Origin of the sequence: Virgibacillus sp. M23 (assembly GCF_034190895.1) — a bacterium.
GTDB lineage: Bacteria > Bacillota > Bacilli > Bacillales > Amphibacillaceae > Virgibacillus > Virgibacillus salarius.
In genome coordinates this window covers 1-18839 of the sequence record NZ_JAWDHA010000022.1, presented here as the reverse complement: position 1 = coordinate 18839, position 18839 = coordinate 1, and the positions used below count along the sequence as shown (strand labels likewise).

Annotated in this window: 14 protein-coding genes and 1 pseudogene; 10 read left to right on the top strand and 5 right to left on the bottom strand. The window is 36.2% G+C overall.

Features of this window, described 5'->3' with window-relative positions; genetic code table 11:
* Positions 1-45 precede the first annotated feature (45 nt).
* Both RVS70_RS10625 and RVS70_RS10620 read right to left on the bottom strand, forming a co-directional pair.
* On the bottom strand, positions 46-834 hold the full coding sequence (locus tag RVS70_RS10625) for an HAD family hydrolase (protein ID WP_121605739.1): 789 nt from the start codon (positions 832-834) through the stop codon (positions 46-48).
* 173 nt (positions 835-1007) lie between these two features.
* Positions 1008-1787 (bottom strand): DeoR/GlpR family DNA-binding transcription regulator, encoded by a 780-nt coding sequence (locus tag RVS70_RS10620; RefSeq protein WP_121605738.1) that lies wholly within the window; start codon positions 1785-1787, stop codon positions 1008-1010.
* Positions 1788-2057: 270 nt separating this feature from the next.
* On the opposite strand from RVS70_RS10620, the gene RVS70_RS10615 reads away from it, so the two are divergent.
* From RVS70_RS10615 to glpX, 6 genes are all read left to right on the top strand, one after another.
* Positions 2058-3170 (top strand): MDR/zinc-dependent alcohol dehydrogenase-like family protein, encoded by a 1113-nt coding sequence (locus RVS70_RS10615; RefSeq protein ID WP_026682980.1) that lies wholly within the window; start codon positions 2058-2060, stop codon positions 3168-3170.
* A gap of 27 nt (positions 3171-3197) precedes the next feature.
* Positions 3198-4478, top strand: coding sequence for an MFS transporter (locus RVS70_RS10610; protein WP_121605737.1), 1281 nt, complete (start codon positions 3198-3200; stop codon positions 4476-4478).
* Between the two features lie 136 nt (positions 4479-4614).
* Positions 4615-5619, top strand: a complete 1005-nt coding sequence (locus RVS70_RS10605) for a dihydroxyacetone kinase subunit DhaK (protein ID WP_026682982.1) — start codon at positions 4615-4617, stop codon at positions 5617-5619.
* 28 nt (positions 5620-5647) lie between these two features.
* Complete coding sequence (gene dhaL, locus RVS70_RS10600) at positions 5648-6304, top strand: dihydroxyacetone kinase subunit DhaL (protein ID WP_321133234.1); 657 nt, start codon at positions 5648-5650, stop codon at positions 6302-6304.
* A 218-nt stretch (positions 6305-6522) separates the two neighbouring features.
* The gene (rpiB, locus tag RVS70_RS10595; RefSeq protein WP_026682984.1) at positions 6523-7008 is read left to right on the top strand and encodes a ribose 5-phosphate isomerase B; all 486 of its coding nucleotides are present in this window, start codon (positions 6523-6525) and stop codon (positions 7006-7008) included.
* A 17-nt stretch (positions 7009-7025) separates the two neighbouring features.
* Entirely contained in the window at positions 7026-7973 is a 948-nt protein-coding gene (glpX, locus tag RVS70_RS10590; RefSeq protein ID WP_121605735.1) for a class II fructose-bisphosphatase, read from the top strand.
* A gap of 73 nt (positions 7974-8046) precedes the next feature.
* Here the strand turns inward: glpX and RVS70_RS10585 are convergent, their stop codons facing one another.
* Positions 8047-9747 (bottom strand): M3 family oligoendopeptidase, encoded by a 1701-nt coding sequence (locus RVS70_RS10585; RefSeq protein WP_121605734.1) that lies wholly within the window; start codon positions 9745-9747, stop codon positions 8047-8049.
* 264 nt (positions 9748-10011) lie between these two features.
* On the opposite strand from RVS70_RS10585, the gene RVS70_RS10580 reads away from it, so the two are divergent.
* Positions 10012-10734, top strand: coding sequence for a response regulator transcription factor (locus RVS70_RS10580; protein WP_321133232.1), 723 nt, complete (start codon positions 10012-10014; stop codon positions 10732-10734).
* On the opposite strand, the gene RVS70_RS10575 is transcribed toward RVS70_RS10580, so the two are convergent.
* Positions 10731-10871 carry a hypothetical protein gene (locus RVS70_RS10575; RefSeq protein ID WP_161629299.1) on the bottom strand — a complete coding sequence of 47 codons (141 nt, stop codon included), beginning with the start codon at positions 10869-10871 and terminating at the stop codon, positions 10731-10733. The genes RVS70_RS10580 and RVS70_RS10575 overlap by 4 nt on opposite strands.
* Positions 10872-11061: 190 nt before the next feature.
* On the opposite strand from RVS70_RS10575, the pseudogene RVS70_RS10570 reads away from it, so the two are divergent.
* Both RVS70_RS10570 and RVS70_RS10565 read left to right on the top strand, forming a co-directional pair.
* Positions 11062-11211 (top strand): annotated as a pseudogene (locus tag RVS70_RS10570) (zinc ribbon domain-containing protein); the annotation flags it as partial.
* A 163-nt stretch (positions 11212-11374) separates the two neighbouring features.
* The gene (locus RVS70_RS10565) at positions 11375-16540 is read left to right on the top strand and encodes an ATP-binding sensor histidine kinase (protein ID WP_321133230.1); all 5166 of its coding nucleotides are present in this window, start codon (positions 11375-11377) and stop codon (positions 16538-16540) included.
* 295 nt (positions 16541-16835) lie between these two features.
* On the opposite strand, the gene RVS70_RS10560 is transcribed toward RVS70_RS10565, so the two are convergent.
* Positions 16836-18053: a dicarboxylate/amino acid:cation symporter gene (locus tag RVS70_RS10560; protein WP_321133228.1), complete on the bottom strand. Its 1218-nt coding sequence runs from the start codon at positions 18051-18053 to the stop codon at positions 16836-16838.
* 176 nt (positions 18054-18229) lie between these two features.
* Here RVS70_RS10560 and RVS70_RS10555 point away from each other — a divergent pair, with 176 nt between their 5' ends.
* Positions 18230-18514 carry a hypothetical protein gene (locus tag RVS70_RS10555; protein WP_026682990.1) on the top strand — a complete coding sequence of 95 codons (285 nt, stop codon included), beginning with the start codon at positions 18230-18232 and terminating at the stop codon, positions 18512-18514.
* The last annotated feature ends 325 nt before the right edge of the window (positions 18515-18839 follow it).

The following is an 18839-nucleotide window of genomic DNA, read 5'->3' as shown; positions in this document are numbered from 1 at the left end:
CCTTTGTAAAGGATATTTTAATGACCTGGCTTCCCTTTTTTTCATTCACTTCACTAGACCTAACTGTTTCAGCCCATTGAAGATACCAGAATTCTGTACGGATGTGGTTTGGTGTTTTGCAAATGGTAGAAGATTAGGATCACCGTTCTCCATAATAAAACCCTCTCCTACAGCTTGTAGCATTTCTTTATCATTCATACCATCTCCAAATGCGATAGCCTGTTCTTTTTTTATTTGTAGATGCTCTAGGACTCCCTTAACTGCTTCTCCTTTATTCACTTGTTTGCGAATGATATCATAACAGTTTTCGACTCCCTCTACATTTACCTTAGATAAATGAATACCTTCTTCCATTGCCTCATACAATTTTATTTGGTCTGGACTGACGTTCATAATTGAAGCGCCAAGTATCTGATCAAGTACATGATCTGATAGCCTTTCGTTTTGCTTTAACTGAAAAACTTCTGCAAAATCTTTCGTAATTGAATTAAATAAAGTTGTAAAATAGTTTTTTTCACTTGTATAGCAAACGAGTTCATGATGATGCTTGCTTGCAAGTAACAGAAAACTTTCTAATGTATGCTGTTTCATAGGTTCATTGACAAGTGGCTTATCTTGATATGCGGCATAGGCACCATTATAGCCAATGTATGCATCAATTCCCAGGTCATGAGCTAAGTCGTTTACTTCGTGAAGGGGCCTTCCTGTACAAAGGAAAACAAGTATTCCTTGCTGTTGTACTTGGACGATTGCCTCTTTTGTAGAAGGTGAGTATGTATGGTCTGGTTTTAATATAGTACCGTCGATATCGAGGAATAGAATTTTATAGTTCATGGACTTCTCCTTTGTTTGCATATTCAACCTTATGCTACCTATTATTCAAATACGAAAGCCATTTGTCAATTCCGTTGAAAGTGGGAAGGTTATCTAATAGTATTATCTATTAAAATTTAAAAAATCTGTTTATTGATATTAGAAAAAAGAAGTGAGTTTTTTAATCCCACCTCTTATGTTTCATTCGTAATAATGGTATCTATACGATATTCGTTTAACTTGTTTAAAAATGGTGACTCGATTGGCTGATCTGTAATTAATCGATCAATCTGTTCAAATTTGGCAAATACCGCACTGGAAGATTTACCGATTTTGGAGGAGTCAACTAAAGCAATTACTTTTGAGGCTCGTTTCACAATCTCCTTTTTAATTTGTACTTCATATAAGTTAAAATCCTCTAAACCATTTTCGAAGGAAAATCCATTTGCAGATGTAAACATAATATCAATATTTACGTAATCCAGAATATCAATTCCTAATGTGCCTTCAATTGAAGTTGATTTTTTAGTTACGACACCACCAATTAATATTACAGTAATATCTGGATTATCCTTTAATTCAATTGCTGTTTGCAGTCCACTCGTAACAACGGTTAAGCGTAGTGATGCCGAATTTAATAAGCGAGCCAACTCTAATGCCGTGGAACTTGCATCGAGTAAGATACATTGTTTTTCTTCAATGAGTTCAATTGCTTTTTTAGAAATTTGGATTTTTTCTTCTTTATTCTTCTTTTGTCTTACGTTGAAGCTATTATCGTTTTCTTTATCTTCATTAAGCACTGCCCCACCATGAGTTCTTGTTAAAAGCCCCTCATGCTCCATTTTATTTAGATCAGCTCGCAATGTAGCTTCGGATACCCCAATCTGGGAAGCGATTTCTTTAACAGTAATCCGCTTTCTCTCATGAAGAAGATCAATAATCTTACTCCTTCGTTCACTAGCAAACATTTTCATGAAGTTTCACCCTTATATATATTCTATCCTTAATCTTATTTCATTTATCGGTATTTATCAATATCTAACCATATATATTTTCGTTTTATGTTAATTAATAAAAAATACTTATTTAAATAAGTAAAATTGAAAAAAATCAAAAATAATATTGACAATACGAAAATGAATGATAATATATAAATAGAAATTGAAAACGATTTCAAAAAAATTCGTGATTCATTTCTACGAAAATAATGCTTTACGGATACGAATTGAAAGGGAGATGGGAGTATGGAAAAGGCATTAGAAAAAAATGTTAGTAAACAACAAGAAATTCCTGAACATATGAAAGCGATTGTAGCATATAGCCCGAAAAATTATAAACTTGAGGAAAAGGTTAAATCACCGAAGTTAGAAAATGAAAAGGAAATAATCATTAAAGTAGAAGCATGTGGTATTTGTGCTGGTGATATTAAGGCTTATGAAGGTGCTCCGAGTTTCTGGGGAGATGAAACACAGCCCGCCTATATAAAAGCTCCAATGATTCCAGGTCATGAGTTTATTGGTCGCATCGTGCAAAAGGGGGAAGCAGTTACTGATTTTGAAGTTGGTGATCGAGTGATTTCCGAACAAATTGTTCCTTGTTGGGAATGCCGCTTTTGTAACCGCGGTCAGTATTGGATGTGTGAAAAGCATGATTTATATGGTTTCCAAAATAATGTAAACGGTGGCATGGCTGAATATATGAAGTTTACAAAAGAAGCTATTAATTACAAAGTACCTGAAGATTTGCCGATTGAAGATGCTATCTTAATTGAACCGTATGCTTGTAGTCTTCACGCTGTACAACGCGCTCAAGTGCAATTAGGTGATATTGTTGTACTTTCTGGTGCAGGAACTTTGGGGTTAGGAATGGTTGGTGCAATTAAAAAAGCTGGACCCAAAAAATTAGTCGTATTGGATATGAAAGAAGACCGTTTGAAATTAGCGAAGCAGTTTGGTGCAGATATTGTTTTGAATCCAAGTAAAACAGATGTTGTAAAGGAAATTAAAGATATGACCGATGGATATGGCTGTGATATTTATATTGAAGCAACAGGTCATCCGAAATCAGTGGAACAAGGTCTGCATGCTATTCGAAAACTTGGGCGATTTGTGGAATTTAGTGTGTTTGGCGAGCCGGTTTCCGTGGATTGGAGCATTATAAGTGATCGGAAAGAGCTTGATTTATTAGGTTCTCACCTCGGCCCATACTGTTACCCTTTAGTGATAGAAGGTATTTCCAACGGAGACTTTCCAACAGCGGGGGTTGTTACACATCAACTACCACTAGAAGACTTTGAAAAGGGCTTTGAATTAATGAAAAAAGGCGATAAGTCGTTAAAAATTATTTTACAGCCATAACGATGTCTAATACAAGGGGGGAGAATCATGCCAAATTTAAATCAAAATCAAACATTTTTAGACAGAATAGGTATTCCAGCAAATTTAGCCTGGGGGTACTTTGGTGTATTGATTTTTATGATGGGAGATGGTCTAGAGTTAGCCTGGATTAGCCCATTTCTTGTAGATGAAGGGTTATCCGTTCAGCAAGCAGCATTTCTTACAACATCTTATGGGGTAACAATTGCTATTGCAGCTTGGTTATCCGGGGTCTTAGTGGAAGCATTTGGTCCTAGAAAAACGATGACCACTGGTCTGGTTCTATATTTAATTGGGCATATCCTATTTGTCGGCCTAGCCATACCGAACCTTCATTATGAATTGATGATTCCAACATATGCGTTACGTGGGTTTGGTTACCCATTATTTGCCTATGCATTTCTTGTTTGGATAACGTATCGTACACCACAATGTCAACTAGGAACTGCCGTAGGTTGGTTTTGGTTTGTGTTTACCGGCGGCCTAAGTGTACTAGGGGCGTACTATTCAAGCTGGGCAATTAAAGCAATTGGACATATACCGACGATGTGGAGTGCGGTTTTATGGGTATGTGTTGGAGCATTTTTCGCAATAATTGTTAATCGGGATAAATTTGAATTAGAGGCGAAAAATAGTGCGGATAATAAATTAAAAGAATTAGTAAATGGAATAACGATTTTAAAAAGGGAGCCAAAGGTTGCTATAGCTGGTATTGTTCGTATTATCAACCAAGCATCTCAATATGCTTTTCCGTTATTCTTACCTATTTATCTAGCAGATCAAGGCATCCAAACTACCGTTTGGCTAAATATTTGGGGAACCATCTTCATTTCCAATATAGCATTTAACTTAATCTTTGGCTATGTGGGAGACAAATTTGGTTGGAGAAATACTGTCATGTGGTTTGGGGCAGTTGGTTGTGGGGTCTTTACCCTGATGATGTTTTATGTCCCACAGGTTTTTACAGGGAATATTTTCTTAATTGGATTAATTGGTATGCTATGGGGAGCTTGTTTAGCTGGATTTGTACCACTTTCTGCTTTAACACCTTCATTAGTTGGAGATGGTGACAAAGGAGCCGCCATGTCTATTCTAAATTTAGGGGCTGGCTTATGCGTTTTTGTAGGACCTGCACTTGTTGCATTATTCTATGATTTAATAGGCACGCAAGGTCTAATGTGGTTATTAGCTGGATTATATTTTGCTGGAGCAATTATGACTATGTTCTTAAAATTACCTGAGCAAGAGGTTGAAATAGAAGAAAAAGATAGAGCACGCTCCGTTGTTTAATAGCATGTGAATACGTATGAATAGTCCACAGAAGCATGGGCTATTCATAAGCTAATGTAACGGTTTATTATGATAGAATGAAAAGTGGGAAGTTTCTAATTTTTTGAGGTTACTATTAAATGAGAGGTGTGCATCAATGAAAAAGCTAATAAATAATCCAACCAATGTAGTAGAGGAAATGATTGAAGGATATATGAAAGCGCATTCTGATTACATAAGGCAATTACCAGAAAACAACCGTTCATTAGTTACTGCTAGACAAACAAGGGATAATAAAGTAGGTATTCTAATCGGTGGTGGTTCAGGGCACGAGCCCGGTTTTATGGGATATGTAGGTGATGGAATGGCTGATGGTGTAGCTGTAGGAAATATATTCGCTTCTCCGTCACCAGATCCTATTCTAGAAGTAACAAAAGCTATTGATAAAGGAGCAGGAGTAGTATACTTATACGGAAATTATGCTGGAGATGTTATGAATTTTGGAATGGCAGCGGAAATGGCTGATTTAGAGGAAGATATTCAAGTAGGATCAGCGCTCGCAACAGATGATGTTGCATCTGCACCAAAAGAAGAAATGGAGAAGCGTCGTGGTATAGCGGGAGAATTCTTTATTTATAAAGCAGCTGGAGCAGCAGCAGATTTTGGGTATAATTTAGAAAATGTAGTACGTGTTGCTGAAAAAGCGAATTCTAACACCCGTTCGATGGGAGTTGGTTTATCACCATGCTCCTTACCTCAAACGGGGAAACCTAGTTTTGAACTAAGAGAGAATGAGATGGAAATTGGTTTGGGACATCATGGAGAACCTGGAATTGAAAAGGGTCCACTTGAAACTGCAGACCATGTTGCAGATCGACTTGTTAAGGACATATTACAAGATATTCAGATTAACAAAGGGGAGCAGGTGGCAGTATTAATTAATGGTTTAGGTTCAACTCCAAGAATGGAACTATATATTGTTTATCGTAGAGTAGAGCAATTATTAAAAGAGCAGGGTATAGGGATTTACCGTTCTTATGTAGGTGATTACATTACTTCACTTGAGATGGGTGGTTGCTCTGTAACAATTATGAAGTTAGATGCTGAATTAAAGAAAACAATGGACCATCCAGTAAATTGCCCGATGTTTGTACAAAAATAATTCTATGTCCTAAATGGGGGGATCAAAAATGGAGATAACAGCTAGAGATTTTAAGGATTATTTTATATTGATTGTAAATATGATTGAAGAGCAAAAAGATTACCTTTGTGAACTTGACCGAAGGATTGGTGATGGAGATCACGGAGTTACGTTGTCTATTGGCTGGCAAGCTGTACATGAAAGGCTGTTAAATGAGCTCGCTGAAGAAGAAGACAGTGCAAAAATTAGTCTAATTGTTGGAAAGACATTTTTAAATGCAGTCGGTTCTTCTGTCGGTCCTTTATATGCAACAGGTTTTATGAGAGGTGCTAAAACAATTAAAAATAAATCGACGGTTCATACTGATGATCTGGTAGCATATTGGCTTGCTTTCGCTAAAGGAATTAAGGAACGGGGAAGGTCTGAAGTTGGAGACAAAACAATGGTTGATACACTTGAACCATTTGCGACGATGTTGGAGACGAAATATAAGGAATCGAACGACTTTATTGCAGCATATAGTGAGGCAATTGCTGCGGCAAAAGAAGGTATGGAATCTACGAAGGATTTAGTATCGAGAAAGGGGCGTTCTAGTAGATTAGGAGAAAGATCGGTAGGTGCTCTAGATCCAGGAGCTACTTCTGCCTATTTCATACTTGCTACGTTTTTAGACTTTGTGGAAGCGAAAAAAGTAAAAGCAAGTTAAGGGTAATAAAAAAAGAGTAAAGGATCGAAAAAAATAGGATCAGATACTTTTCTCTGATTCTATTTTTTTGTAATTATTATCGCGCATTTTATTGGAAGTAAGATCCCCATTTTATTTTAAAAACAATACAATAAATAAAAACGAAAATAAATATTGAAAAATAATAAAATATGAAATAAAATGAAAAGAAATGAACAGAAATATGGGGGCTTTGTAACATGAAAATTGGGATTGGCAGTGATCATAATGGATATGCATTTAAAGAATCTATAAAAGAATTTTTGAAGGATACAGAACATGAAATGATTGATTATGGATGTCATTCCTGTAATGCTGTTGACTATCCAGATGTAGCCTTTGAAGTTTCGCAGGCGATTCGAGCAGGAGAATTAAATAGGGGAATATTAATTTGTGGAACAGGCATTGGTGTATGTATAGCTGCAAATAAATATCCGGGAATTCGTGCTGCCCTTGCTCACGATACGTACTCTGCAGAACGTGCCCAGTTAAGTAATAATGCACAAATTATAACAATGGGTGCACAAATTATTGGCATTGAAATTGGAAAAAAGGTGGTTGAGGCCTTTTTAAATGTTTCTTGGGCAAATGGTTCAAAACGAAAAGTAGATAAAATTATTGAAAACGAAAAGAAATTTTTAAATCAAAGTTGTGAAGAAGTAGCTGCAGGTAATCATTGCAGCTAAACTAGGGGGAGTATCTAATGCAAGCATTGTTATTAGATTTTTTGAAGGTTACTGAAGCAGCTGCGATTGCATCAAAGCCTTGGGTTGGGAGTGGAGATAAAATTGCAGCTGATGAAGCAGCAACATCCGCTATGAGAGAGGAACTGAATCGACTAAAGATGAGTGGGACTGTTGTAATTGGTGAAGGGGAAATAGATGAGGCCCCCATGTTGTACATTGGTGAAAAGGTAGGTATTGGAACAGGTCCTGCTGTTGATATTGCAGTGGATCCTATTGAAGGAACAACACCAATCGTCAATGGACAAAGAAATGCCATTACAGTGATCGCCGCAGCTGAAAGGGGCTCGTTACTTCATGCACCAGATATGTACATGAAAAAGCTAGCTGTCGGCTCAAAAGCAAAAGGGAAAATTGATATTGAAGCCCCGTTAGAAGATAATTTACACACGTTGGCAAAGGCGTTAGATAAACCGATGGATCAATTAAATATTCTTATTCAAGATCGACCAAGACACAGAGAATATATTAATCGTATTCGGAATTGTGGTGCAAACGTACTTTTATTCAATGATGGAGATGTTATTTATGCGACTGCGACTTGTATGGAAGAATTAGATATTGATATGTTTCTGGGGATTGGTGGAGCACCAGAAGGGGTGTTGGGAGCTGTTGCAGCACGATGTCTTGGTGGAGAGATGCAGGCAAAGCTAATGCCCAGGAATAGCGAGGAAATACAACGATGTTTACAAATGGGAATAGTAAACCCGGAACAAGCATTAACTCATCAACAATTAGTAAATACGGATAATTGCATTTTCGCTGCTACGGGAATTACCGCAAATTTATTTCTAAACGGAATAAAGACGGTCAATGGGAATTATATTACACATTCTATTTTAGTGAACGGAAAAGATAAGCAATTACGATATGTTGAAAGTACGTATCCCATTTTAACGACTGCATAAACATAGTGTTGATAATTTTTGTGGTATTAACAATCAGTGGGGATAACAAACCCCCCGCTGATTGAAGTTTCACTTATAAAGCTTGATCATCTATAGAAGACAACCAATCCTTTATGGTTTCTACAACAGATTCTACCGTCCCTTCACTAAAAGGTGAAGAGAGATTCGCTGATTTTACCAGTTGTAAGAAAGGTATAGAACCTCCAAGCTTGCATAGTTTGATGTAATCTTTCCATGCTGATTCATGATCTTCACGTGATCGTTTCCAAAATTGGAAGGCGCAGATTTGAGCTAACGTATAATCAATATAGTAGAAAGGGCTATCATATATATGTCCTTGGCGCTGCCAAAAACCACCAGATTCAAGATAATCATTGCCGTCATAATCACGATGTGGTAGGTAAATCGCTTCGAGATTCCTCCAAGCTTGTTTTCGCTCTGCAGGTGACCATTGTGGATTTTCGTATACGAGATGCTGGAATTCATCCACTGCTACACCGTATGGTAAAAATAGCAGACCTTCAGTTAAGTGAGCATATTTATATTTTTCAGTATCCTCTCCGAAGAAATACTTCATCCATGGCCATGTGAAAAATTCCATGCTCATTGAATGGATTTCCGCAGCCTCTGATGTTGGAAATAAATATTCAGGAATTCTAAAATGACTACTTGCGTATGCTTGAAAGGCATGACCAGCTTCATGTGTAAGAACATCTATATCTCCTGACGTTCCATTGAAATTAGCAAAAATAAATGGAGCTTGATAATCTTCTATTATCGTGCAGTAGCCTCCAGCTTCTTTTCCCTTTTTTGCTTCCAAATCCATTAAATGTCGATCCAACATAAATTGAAAGAATTCGTTAGTCTCAGGAGAAAGCTCTTTATACATTTTTTTACCATTCTCAATAATCCACTCCGGATTGCCCTTTGGTGTTGCATTTCCGCTTTGAAAACGGAAATTTTCATCGTAAAATTTTAATGTATCCACACCAATACGTTTTCCCTGCTGGTTATATAGCTCCGAAGCTAAAGGAACAATGACATCTTTTACTTGCTTACGGAAATTATGGACCATCTCAGCATCGTAATCGATGCGTTGCATCCGTAGATAGCCTACCTCCACAAAATTTTTATACCCCAGTGTTGTCGCTATTTCATGTCTGATTTTTACTAATTGATCATATATCTCATCAAATTGCTCGCGGTGTGTGTTAAAAAATTCTGCACTAGCTAAGCTTGCTTCTTTTCGAACATTGCGATCTTTATCCTGAGCAAATGGTCCAAGTTGTGCAAGTGTATAAGTTTCTCCTTGAAACTCGACTTCAGCGGATGCTACTAGTTTTGCGTATGCGGAAGTCAATCTATTTTCTTTTTGAAGCAATGGAATAATTTCTTGTGAAAATGCTTTTAATTCGCATTCTGCAATGTGAAAAAGTTGAGCCCCCCATTGTTTTTCTAATTCATCTCGGTATGGAGAAGCTACTAATTCTTTATAAAAATCAAAGGTAAGGCCTCTTATTTCTGGCTCTGCCTCGTCAAAGAAATCCCTCTCATTTTGATAGTATTCATCATTTGTATCAATAGAAGCTCGAATATAGACCAAATTGAACATAGTTGATAATCGATTTCGAAAATCGTTAATTGCTGTTAAGGATTGATTTGCCTGGTCGAGTGATTGAGCTTGTGTAAAAGCAGTTACTAACTTTTTGAATGTTAGCTTTACTTGAGGTAAATTAGGGCGTTCATATGTATAATTTTCAAATGTTGTTTGCATGATTATCCTCCTTATCTTTCCTAATATATATTATTCAACATAAATGCCAAAATGTCCTTTTAAGTATTGTAAAAGACTATTAAAGCTAGTCAAAATATCTATGTACCTCCTATAATAAAGCGAGTAGACAATAATTATGAAACTAACTGTAAAATAAAACAGAGAAAACTGGAAAAATCTATCTTGTGTAGTATAATAGTCATATGCTGATTTTACTGAAAATTTAAATTCTTATCATTATATTATTGAGTAAGGTGATGGTTGATGGCAAGCGAGAGAATATTAATTGTTGACGACGATTTAGACATGCTAGAGGTCTTGGGATTATATTTGACGAAAAATGGATTCTCGGTTCATTTAGCAGAAGATGGTTACCAAGCAATCGAATGTGTGGATAAAATAAATCCTGATTTAATATTATTAGATGTCATGATGCCTTATTTAGATGGATATGAATTTTGTCAAATGATCCGAAAAAAATCAGAAATTCCTATATTATTCCTTAGTTCGAAGGAAGAGGATGTAGACAAGATCCTTGGTCTTGGAGTTGGTGGAGATGATTTTATCCCAAAGAGTACAAGTATGCCAGTTATTGTAGCGAAGGTTAAAGCACATTTACGACGTCATCGAGTATTATCGACCAAAGTTGAAGGAGAAACTACCTATGCAACGGCTAAGCAAATTATCTATCCTGGAATTTTGATAAAACCCGAAAGTATTGAAGTGATAGCGCACGGAAAACAGGTGAAATTATCTGCAAAAGAATTTCAACTACTGTATTTGATGGCAAGTAATCCCAATCGCGTTTATAGTGTGGAGCAGTTATTTGAATTGATTTGGGGAGTGAACAGTCTTGGGGATCATCGAACAGTTATGGTCCATATAAGTAATATTCGGAAGAAAATAGAGCATAATCCAGAAGACCCCCAATATATACAAACGATCCGAGGTATAGGATATAGGTTTGCTAGTGAGCAGCGTAGTTAGTAGTCTTTTTCTTTTATACATTTAATGAAGAAACGTACTTCGTTTGTAGTAAACCCATAGAATTTAGCTAAGGAAATTAATTGAATCCATTCTTCATCGTATTGACATTGATTCTGAGTAATCTCCTGTTTTTTCATTCTAACTCCCCCTTTATTTATAAGATTAAATAATCATGTATAAAGGGAGTTTAAAATTAATTAAATTTTCATTTAAATATAGTTAAAGAGTCAAATGTGTTCTTTAACGTACTTCCGAAAGAAGTCTCCATTTACGAGAAAGTTTACGTTGTTCTTTTGCTAATTTATTAAGTATTTGTCGATAAAACTTACCAAAGCTTGTTCGAGTTGCGGAAATATCCAACCAATGCCTATAGAAATTAGAACATACGCTTGTTCGTGTGGGTTAAATCTCGATAGAGATTATAATTCAGCTCTCCATATCAAAAAAGAAGGCATTCGCTTATTAGCAAGTGCCTAATGAAAATATAAACTCTTGGAACAAGAGGGTTAGCTTGGTCCATTTCGTCAGCTACCAAAAGTGGCGATTACCCAAGAAGCCCCCACTTCAAGCAACCCGTAAGGGTGGTAAGTGGTGGGAGCAGTTCACGAAGCAATTCTTGAAAATAGGGAGAGATGTTTTCATGATAACATTACCAGGGTACCGAATAGTAGATACGGTGATTGAAGCAGATACTTGGGATTTATATAAGGCATTCTCCATGCAAGATAAAGCGATAGTCTGTATAAAAAAAGACACTAAAAGTACAAATTACGCTCAACGCAAGGCGGAGGTGCTTCATGATTTTTATATGGCAAAGCAGTTAACGAGTAATTATGTTCTTAAACCCTTGCAACGAAAGAATCATGGTGGCGATATATATATAGTGATGGAGCCGTTTTCTGGTAGAACGCTAATGGATTGGTATGAAAATAGTAAACCAACTGTCAAAGATTTAATAGCTATTGCCTTAAGAATAGCACATGCACTTGGTACAATACATCAAGAGCGCGTTATACATAAATCTATTCATCCTCAAAATATTTTAATAGCTTCACAAGGGAATGGCATTAAGATAACAGGGTTTTATCAATCAACAACACTTTCGTCTGAGCTTCCACATCCAAATGTAAGTCCTTATCAAATAAAAGATCATATTGCATATATGTCCCCGGAACAAACAGGTAAAATGAACAGGTCGTTGGATTATCGTACAGATCTATACGCTCTTGGAGTCGTTTTATATGAGATGCTTACTGGAGATTTGCCATTTCAAACAGATCATCCCGCAGAAATGATTCATGCTCACCTCACAAAATTACCAATTGACCCAAGTAGTATTACTACAAAAATACCAGTAATGCTATCAACGATCATTATGAAACTTTTAGAAAAAATGCCTGAAACTCGGTACCAAAGCGCTTTTGGTTTAAAAGAGGACTTAGCGATTTGTTTAAATCAGCTAAATCAGACCGGTACCATCGTTCCTTTCATACTTCAACAAAAAGATAAAGCTAGCGTTTATGAAAGACCAAGCGAATTGTTTGGCAGAGAAGAAGCTAGTAAGCAGCTGTTAGAAGGTTTTTACCGTATTAAAGAGGGAGGCACAGAATTTCTTCTAGTACCAGGACCTTCAGGTATTGGCAAGACAGTGTTGATAAATGAGTTACATAAACCACTTGTTAAGGAAAAGGGATATTTTATTTCCGGGAAATTTATGCACCTAAATAAGGAGATACCATATGCGCCAATTATTCATGCATTCCAGATATTATTACGGCAAATTCTATCAGAAGGAGAAGCAAGTACTGCGAAGTGGAGAAGTCGCTTAATAGAAGAATTAGATACGTATACAGCTGTCATTGTCAATTTTATCCCTGAGATAAAATGGTTGATTGGCTCACAAGCAGAACAAAGTGATTTTCCTCCTGAAGGAATTCATAATCGCTTCAGACAAGCAATTAGGAGGTTTATTGGTGTTTTCGCTAAAGGAGATCATCCACTTGTTTTATTTTTAGATGATTTACAATGGGCGGATAGTGCTACACTTGATTTGATTCATTATCTCTTAATCAATCCTAATAATCAGCATTTACTTATTATAGGCGCATATCGTGATAATGAAATATTTGTCGGGCACCCATTTGAAGCAATGCTAGAAAGGCTAAAACAAGAAAAAGTACAGATTACAAAAATTCCAATTCAGCCTCTAACGAAAAAGCATATAAAGGAGTGGGTTAGTGAAACCCTTTCTTTAACTAAAATGGACACTTCATATGTTGAGAAGCTAGTTTACCATATAACACAAGGGAACCCATTTTTCATTGTCCAACTATTTCAATCGTTTCATGATGAGGGTGTTATTGGGTACCATCAAGATACGACAGAATGGAGAATTGATACCGTTGCGTTGAAACAAATTTCGATGTCAGATTCAATTATCGATTTTATTTTAAAACGGATGGGAAAATTACCTATTCATACCATAAAAATTTTACAGTTAGCCTCATGTTTCGGTAACCAATTTGATTTAAAGTCATTAGTTACTATTTCTGAGAAGAGTTATCATGAAGTTGCAGACAATCTATGGCATGGCCTTGAAGAAGGATTAGTCCTCCCGTTAGATGCAAGTTATAAGTGGATATATCCAAACGAAGATATCTCCCTATTAGATAAGCATCCGCCTACGTATCGATTCCTACACGACAAAGTGCAACAAGCTTTCTACACCAGCCTTTCAAAAACGGAAAGAGAAGCATATCATCTCATGATAGGGCTGCAGTTATTGAATAATTATACTAAAAAAGAGCGAGAAGCATATATTTTTGATATTGTTAATCATCTAAACCTTAGTCGAAACCTATTATCAAGGCAGAAACAGCTAGAGTTAGTAGAATGGAATTGGAAAGCTGGGGAAAAGGCTAAGTATCGTGCGGCAACAGATGCTGCTCTTCATTATTTTCATATTGGCTATGAGTTACTTTCGGATGTGAAATGGAAAGAGCAATATTATGCAATTACATATAAAATTATGATTGGGCTTGGTGAAGCTCAGTATTTAAATCAGCAGTTTGATCTAGCTGAAAACACATTAAATGAAACTCTTCATTATGCTACTTCGATACAGGATAAATTACGCATCTATGATCTAAAAATCACGCTGTATACACATATTCATCAAGTAGAAAAGGCTACAGAAGCAGGATTGGAAGGATTACAGCTAATTAATTGGAACTTCAAACGAAATCCAAGTAAGTATGATATTACGAAGGAATATTTGCTGACAAAGCTGGCTTTAAAACGGAAAGAACGTCATCTATTAAACCTTCCAGAGGTAGCAAATAAAACCGTACATTCTATGATGCGAACATTAATTAATACAAATGCACCTACCTATCATGTGAATCAAAACTTAGCAACAATACTGATGTTGCGAGCGCTTCGCTTGACTTTAAAACATGGAGATATGGATGTCACTGCATTGGTTTATAATAATTATGCCTTAATGATGAGTGCTGGTTTTAACGATTATGATGCAAGCTACTACTTTGCAAATTTAGCAATAAAGCATACCGAAAAGTATTCGGATAACAGTTTAAAGGCTCGCGTATATTTTGTGTTTGGCAGTTTTGTTAATCATTGGAAAAATCATATTAATGGCAACATCTATTATTTAGAACGTTCACAGCAATTATGCATCGAATCAGGTAACCTTCATCTCGCTGGTGCTAATAGCTCATTTATTGGGTTGATTTTATTTATAAAAGGAGAACACTTACTGGATGTAAAAGCAGGAATTCAAAGACAATTGGAATTTGCAAGACGAAATGAGTATATATTGTCCAATGATTTCTTAGATGAAGTGGTGGACTGGATTAATGTGTTATCATCTAAATACTCAGAGGTAAACTGGGAATTTGCCGAATTTACGAATGATCCTTCTGCAACGATTATTCATTATACAATTCGATTGCAGATGACATATTTGTTTCAAAATAAGCAAGAAGCAATTGCTATTATGAAGAAATTAGATCGCCTAGTTGATGACAACCTTATTCTTGTAATTGTGCCGGATTACTATTTTTATGACGCGCTTTGGACGGTAAGATTAATAAGAGATGGTCAGTTATCTAAGCAAAAAGGGAAAGCTATTGTAAAGAAGCGGTTAGCCAAATTAAAAATGTGGTCAACGCATGGAGAAGCAAACTATTTGCATAAGTTTTTACTTGTAAAAGCAGAATTAACATCTATAAAAGATGCGAATGATAAGTCAATTTATTTGTATAATCAAGCAAGTAATTTTGCGAAACAAAATGGTTATATTCAGGATGCTGCATTAGCAAATCTATGTGCAGGTCATTACTATTTGAATAGAGATTTACCGAAGTCAGCAATGGCTTATATGGTTGAGGCATATCAGTACTTCATGGATTGGGGAGCAGTCAACGTAGCATTACAAATATCGCAGGGCCATCCAGAATTATTTGCTGAACGGCAAAAAGAGATGCCGATTATGCAAATGGAGAAGGAAAGCTTAAATGTGAATGCTATTTTCGAAGCAGCGAGCGTTATCTCGCGTGAAATTAAATGGAACCGTCTATTACAGCAATTGATGAATCTCGTTGTGAAAAATGCAGGAGCAGAAAAGGCGTTTCTTATTCTAAATTATCCTGGAGAATTGAAGCTGGCAGCAGCTTATGAAGAAGAAAAGGTTAGTATCTACGAAAAGACAAAATCCATTGACGGTCAGAAAAATTTTTCTGTTTCACTGGTTCATTATGTTGCAAGTTCAATGGAACCAGTTGTGCTAGGAGAAGCCTTTAAAAAGGGCGGATTTCTAAACGATAACTATATAAAAGAAAATCAGGTTAGATCAATTCTAGCAATACCTATCGTTTATCAACAAAAATTAACTGGAGTACTGTATATAGAAAATAATAAGGCGTCCTACGTTTTTACACAGGATTCCATTGTGTTGCTCACATTATTAGCTTCACAGGCTGCCATATCTATTGAAAATGCATATTTATATGGATCATTAGAGGCGAAGGTAGAAGAACGGACAAATTTATTACATAAAGCCAATCAAAACCTTATACAAGCGAATGATTCCTTAGCTAAATCAAAAGAAATGAGAAGAAAGCTATTATCTAATATATCGCATGATTTGCGATCGCCGATTGCGACCATTCAGAGTTATGTGAATGCAATTTTAGATGGAACCGTTGATGAAGATGAAAAGAAGCTTTCTTATCTACAAGTAATTAAGAAACGACTATTCTCTTTAAATCGGCTTGTTCAAGATTTATTTGACCTTGCTCAATTGGAGGCTGGAAATCTAGATTTTTCGATGGAAATAGTATCATTACGTCAACTATTTAAGCATCTTTGTCATCTATTTGAATTAGATGTAACGCAGGCTGGTCTGCGTTACCAGTGGAATTTTAATACAATGCCAGAACAGGAATTATTGGTTGAAGTTGATGTGAAAAGAATAGAACAAGTAATGACGAATTTAGTTGCTAACGCAATCAAACATACAAAGAAAGGAGAAATTCGAATACGATTAACGGTTATTGATAAACAAGCAATTATTACGGTAGAAGATGAAGGATCAGGGATTCCAGCTTCAGAAATTGCTTATGTGTTTGAACGATTTTATACAAACAATAGTGATAAACAAATGCGTGGACATGGGTTGGGTTTATCCATTAGTAAAGAGATTATCAACTGTCATAAAGGAGAAATATGGGTGGAAAGTGAAGAAGGTGTGGGATCAAAGTTTCATTTTTCTTTAAATGTCTTTTAACAATTTCCTGTGTAACAAGCATGATCTTAGAATAAGGGTAGGTTAGTTAAAAATTACAAGTGAATGAACCTCGTTTACTTTGTAACTAACATTCGGAGGAGAATAAAATCTTCTTCAAATGAAATACTATTTTCGTTTACCCCATATATTACTGGTAGTAAGCTCCCCACAATCAGTGGGGGGGGAAACAAACCCCCCCACCTGATTGAAGTTTCGCTTTATATTATCGATCTGTGAACAAGGAGATGAATCGCTTACATGTCTCGTTTCTTAATTACGTTTGGTGTTTACTTCGTTATTTAGTATAGCTATGTTTTATTTCTCGCTGCGACTCGGATGCATCAACGACAACACTTGCTGATGCGTCTCCGATGACATTAACGGAAGTACGCATCATATCAAGAATTCTGTCTATACTTGCAATCAGTGCGATCCCTTCGAGGGGCAGACTAACAACTGTTAATGCCATTGTAAGCATGATTAATCCTGCACCGGGTACACCAGCAGTACCAATAGAGGCTAATGTTGCTACTAGTGCTAAGGTTAGTAATTGTGGAAAGGAAAGCTCAATTTGATAGTATTGGGAAATAAAAACAGTTGCTATTCCAAGATAGATAGCAGTACCATCCATATTTATTGTGGCGCCTAATGGCAATGTAAAACTACTTGTTTCCTTAGAAACATTTAAATTTTCTTGTGTGTTTTTCATTGTCACTGGTAGTGTTCCAGAGCTACTTGAAGTACTGAATGCAACAGCTGCAGCTGGGAAGATTCCTTTAAAGAAATGGAATGGATTCATTTTTGCCATTGATTTTACAGCGAGTGCGTAAACGATTCCTGCATGGATAATACATGCTGCCAGCACTGCTAAGATTAATTTTAGTAATGGTAGGAGGACGGATAAACCATATTCACCAATGATAGGTGTAAGTAATCCGAATATACCAAATGGAACTAGCAACATAATGCTATTCGTAATTTTATACATGATGTCGGCAAGTCCATTAAAAAATCGTTGAACCGGTAGCGCAGATTCTCCTACTAAAATAATGCCAATCCCTATACATATTGCAAAAAAGATAATTTGTAAAATATTTCCTGTTGCTAATGCTTCCATTGGATTAGTTGGCACAATGTTTAAAATTGTTTGAATAACACCTTCTGATTCAGCTAGAGCTGAACTTGAACTTGGCTCAGGTGTATCAATTCCTGTATTTGTACCAGGTGTGAACAGGTATCCGAAAATGAGTCCAATGGAGATGGCGATAAAGCTTGTGGCTAAATAATATCCTAATGTTTTTCCTCCCAATCTGCTTAGCTTTCTGACGCTTCCAGCACTGGTGACTCCGACAATAATGGTAGCTAAAATTAATGGAACAATAATAAACTTAATCAGACGTAAAAATAGGTCGCCAAGTGGTTGAACAAAGCTAGCATTTTCTCCTAACATAGTTCCGACAATGATGGATAAAATAAAGGCAGCAAGAATATACCAAATAAAACGCTTCTTCATTTCAAAACCTCCTTTTTACTATTTATAAAACTATATTCATCATTTTATTTGACAATTCTAATTTATTTATCCATTGTCATGAAAACGCCACCGAAAAAAAGGGATGTATAATTGACTTTATGCGTGTTCAATTGTAGACTATATTAAGCAATATATTTATTGTATGAGGTGAAAATATGGTACAGTCAGTGCTTACAATTGGTGCAATACTAGCGGTAATTCTTGTTGCTATCAGTTTAGTCCTGTTAAAAGCAACATCGAAAAAAAGCTATACAGGTTATATTCCCGGATTTTTATTAGTTATTGTGGGTATCGTATTTCTTGTATTAGCTACTTTAGTCGAAAAAGTCGATATTATGGGTGCTGGGTTTGGAGGATGGGGCATTGCTGCTCTATTCGCGTCAGCTATTGGCTTAATTATTACAGCTTTAACTGACTCTTATGCAAATGCAAAAGCGTAAGAAAATAATGGAAGCAAAAAAAGAGCGGGTTGGTACCGCTCTTTTTTTATAATAAGTCATTGGCCGCAAGCTCACCGTGATTCCTTTATCTTCGTTGACTCGTTCCGCGCTCCAGTCGCTACGTTTCTAATCGGCTACTTGCGCTTTTGTTCAAAGATAAGAAAGTATAAAATCAGTGCAATGACTGCGTTAAGCCAGGTAGTTATTTTGAAATGTTTGATGTATATTGGCAATGCTCCGACTAATTACTTCGCTTTCCGCGGGCACGGCCTCAACTAACTTTGCAAAGAAGAACACGTTGCAAAGTGGATTTTCGGCTCGCGCA

What these genes read in the sequence shown, in the direction of transcription:
- RVS70_RS10625 (WP_121605739.1), bottom strand. Translation starts at nt 834, where the DNA reads ATGAACTATAAAATTCTATTCCTCGATATCGACGGTACTATATTAAAA.
- RVS70_RS10620 (WP_121605738.1), bottom strand. Translation starts at nt 1,787, where the DNA reads ATGAAAATGTTTGCTAGTGAACGAAGGAGTAAGATTATTGATCTTCTT.
- RVS70_RS10615 (WP_026682980.1), top strand. Translation starts at nt 2,058, where the DNA reads ATGGAAAAGGCATTAGAAAAAAATGTTAGTAAACAACAAGAAATTCCT.
- RVS70_RS10610 (WP_121605737.1), top strand. Translation starts at nt 3,198, where the DNA reads ATGCCAAATTTAAATCAAAATCAAACATTTTTAGACAGAATAGGTATT.
- RVS70_RS10605 (WP_026682982.1), top strand. Translation starts at nt 4,615, where the DNA reads ATGAAAAAGCTAATAAATAATCCAACCAATGTAGTAGAGGAAATGATT.
- dhaL (WP_321133234.1), top strand. Translation starts at nt 5,648, where the DNA reads ATGGAGATAACAGCTAGAGATTTTAAGGATTATTTTATATTGATTGTA.
- rpiB (WP_026682984.1), top strand. Translation starts at nt 6,523, where the DNA reads ATGAAAATTGGGATTGGCAGTGATCATAATGGATATGCATTTAAAGAA.
- glpX (WP_121605735.1), top strand. Translation starts at nt 7,026, where the DNA reads ATGCAAGCATTGTTATTAGATTTTTTGAAGGTTACTGAAGCAGCTGCG.
- RVS70_RS10585 (WP_121605734.1), bottom strand. Translation starts at nt 9,747, where the DNA reads ATGCAAACAACATTTGAAAATTATACATATGAACGCCCTAATTTACCT.
- RVS70_RS10580 (WP_321133232.1), top strand. Translation starts at nt 10,012, where the DNA reads ATGGCAAGCGAGAGAATATTAATTGTTGACGACGATTTAGACATGCTA.
- RVS70_RS10575 (WP_161629299.1), bottom strand. Translation starts at nt 10,871, where the DNA reads ATGAAAAAACAGGAGATTACTCAGAATCAATGTCAATACGATGAAGAA.
- RVS70_RS10565 (WP_321133230.1), top strand. Translation starts at nt 11,375, where the DNA reads ATGATAACATTACCAGGGTACCGAATAGTAGATACGGTGATTGAAGCA.
- RVS70_RS10560 (WP_321133228.1), bottom strand. Translation starts at nt 18,053, where the DNA reads ATGAAGAAGCGTTTTATTTGGTATATTCTTGCTGCCTTTATTTTATCC.
- RVS70_RS10555 (WP_026682990.1), top strand. Translation starts at nt 18,230, where the DNA reads ATGGTACAGTCAGTGCTTACAATTGGTGCAATACTAGCGGTAATTCTT.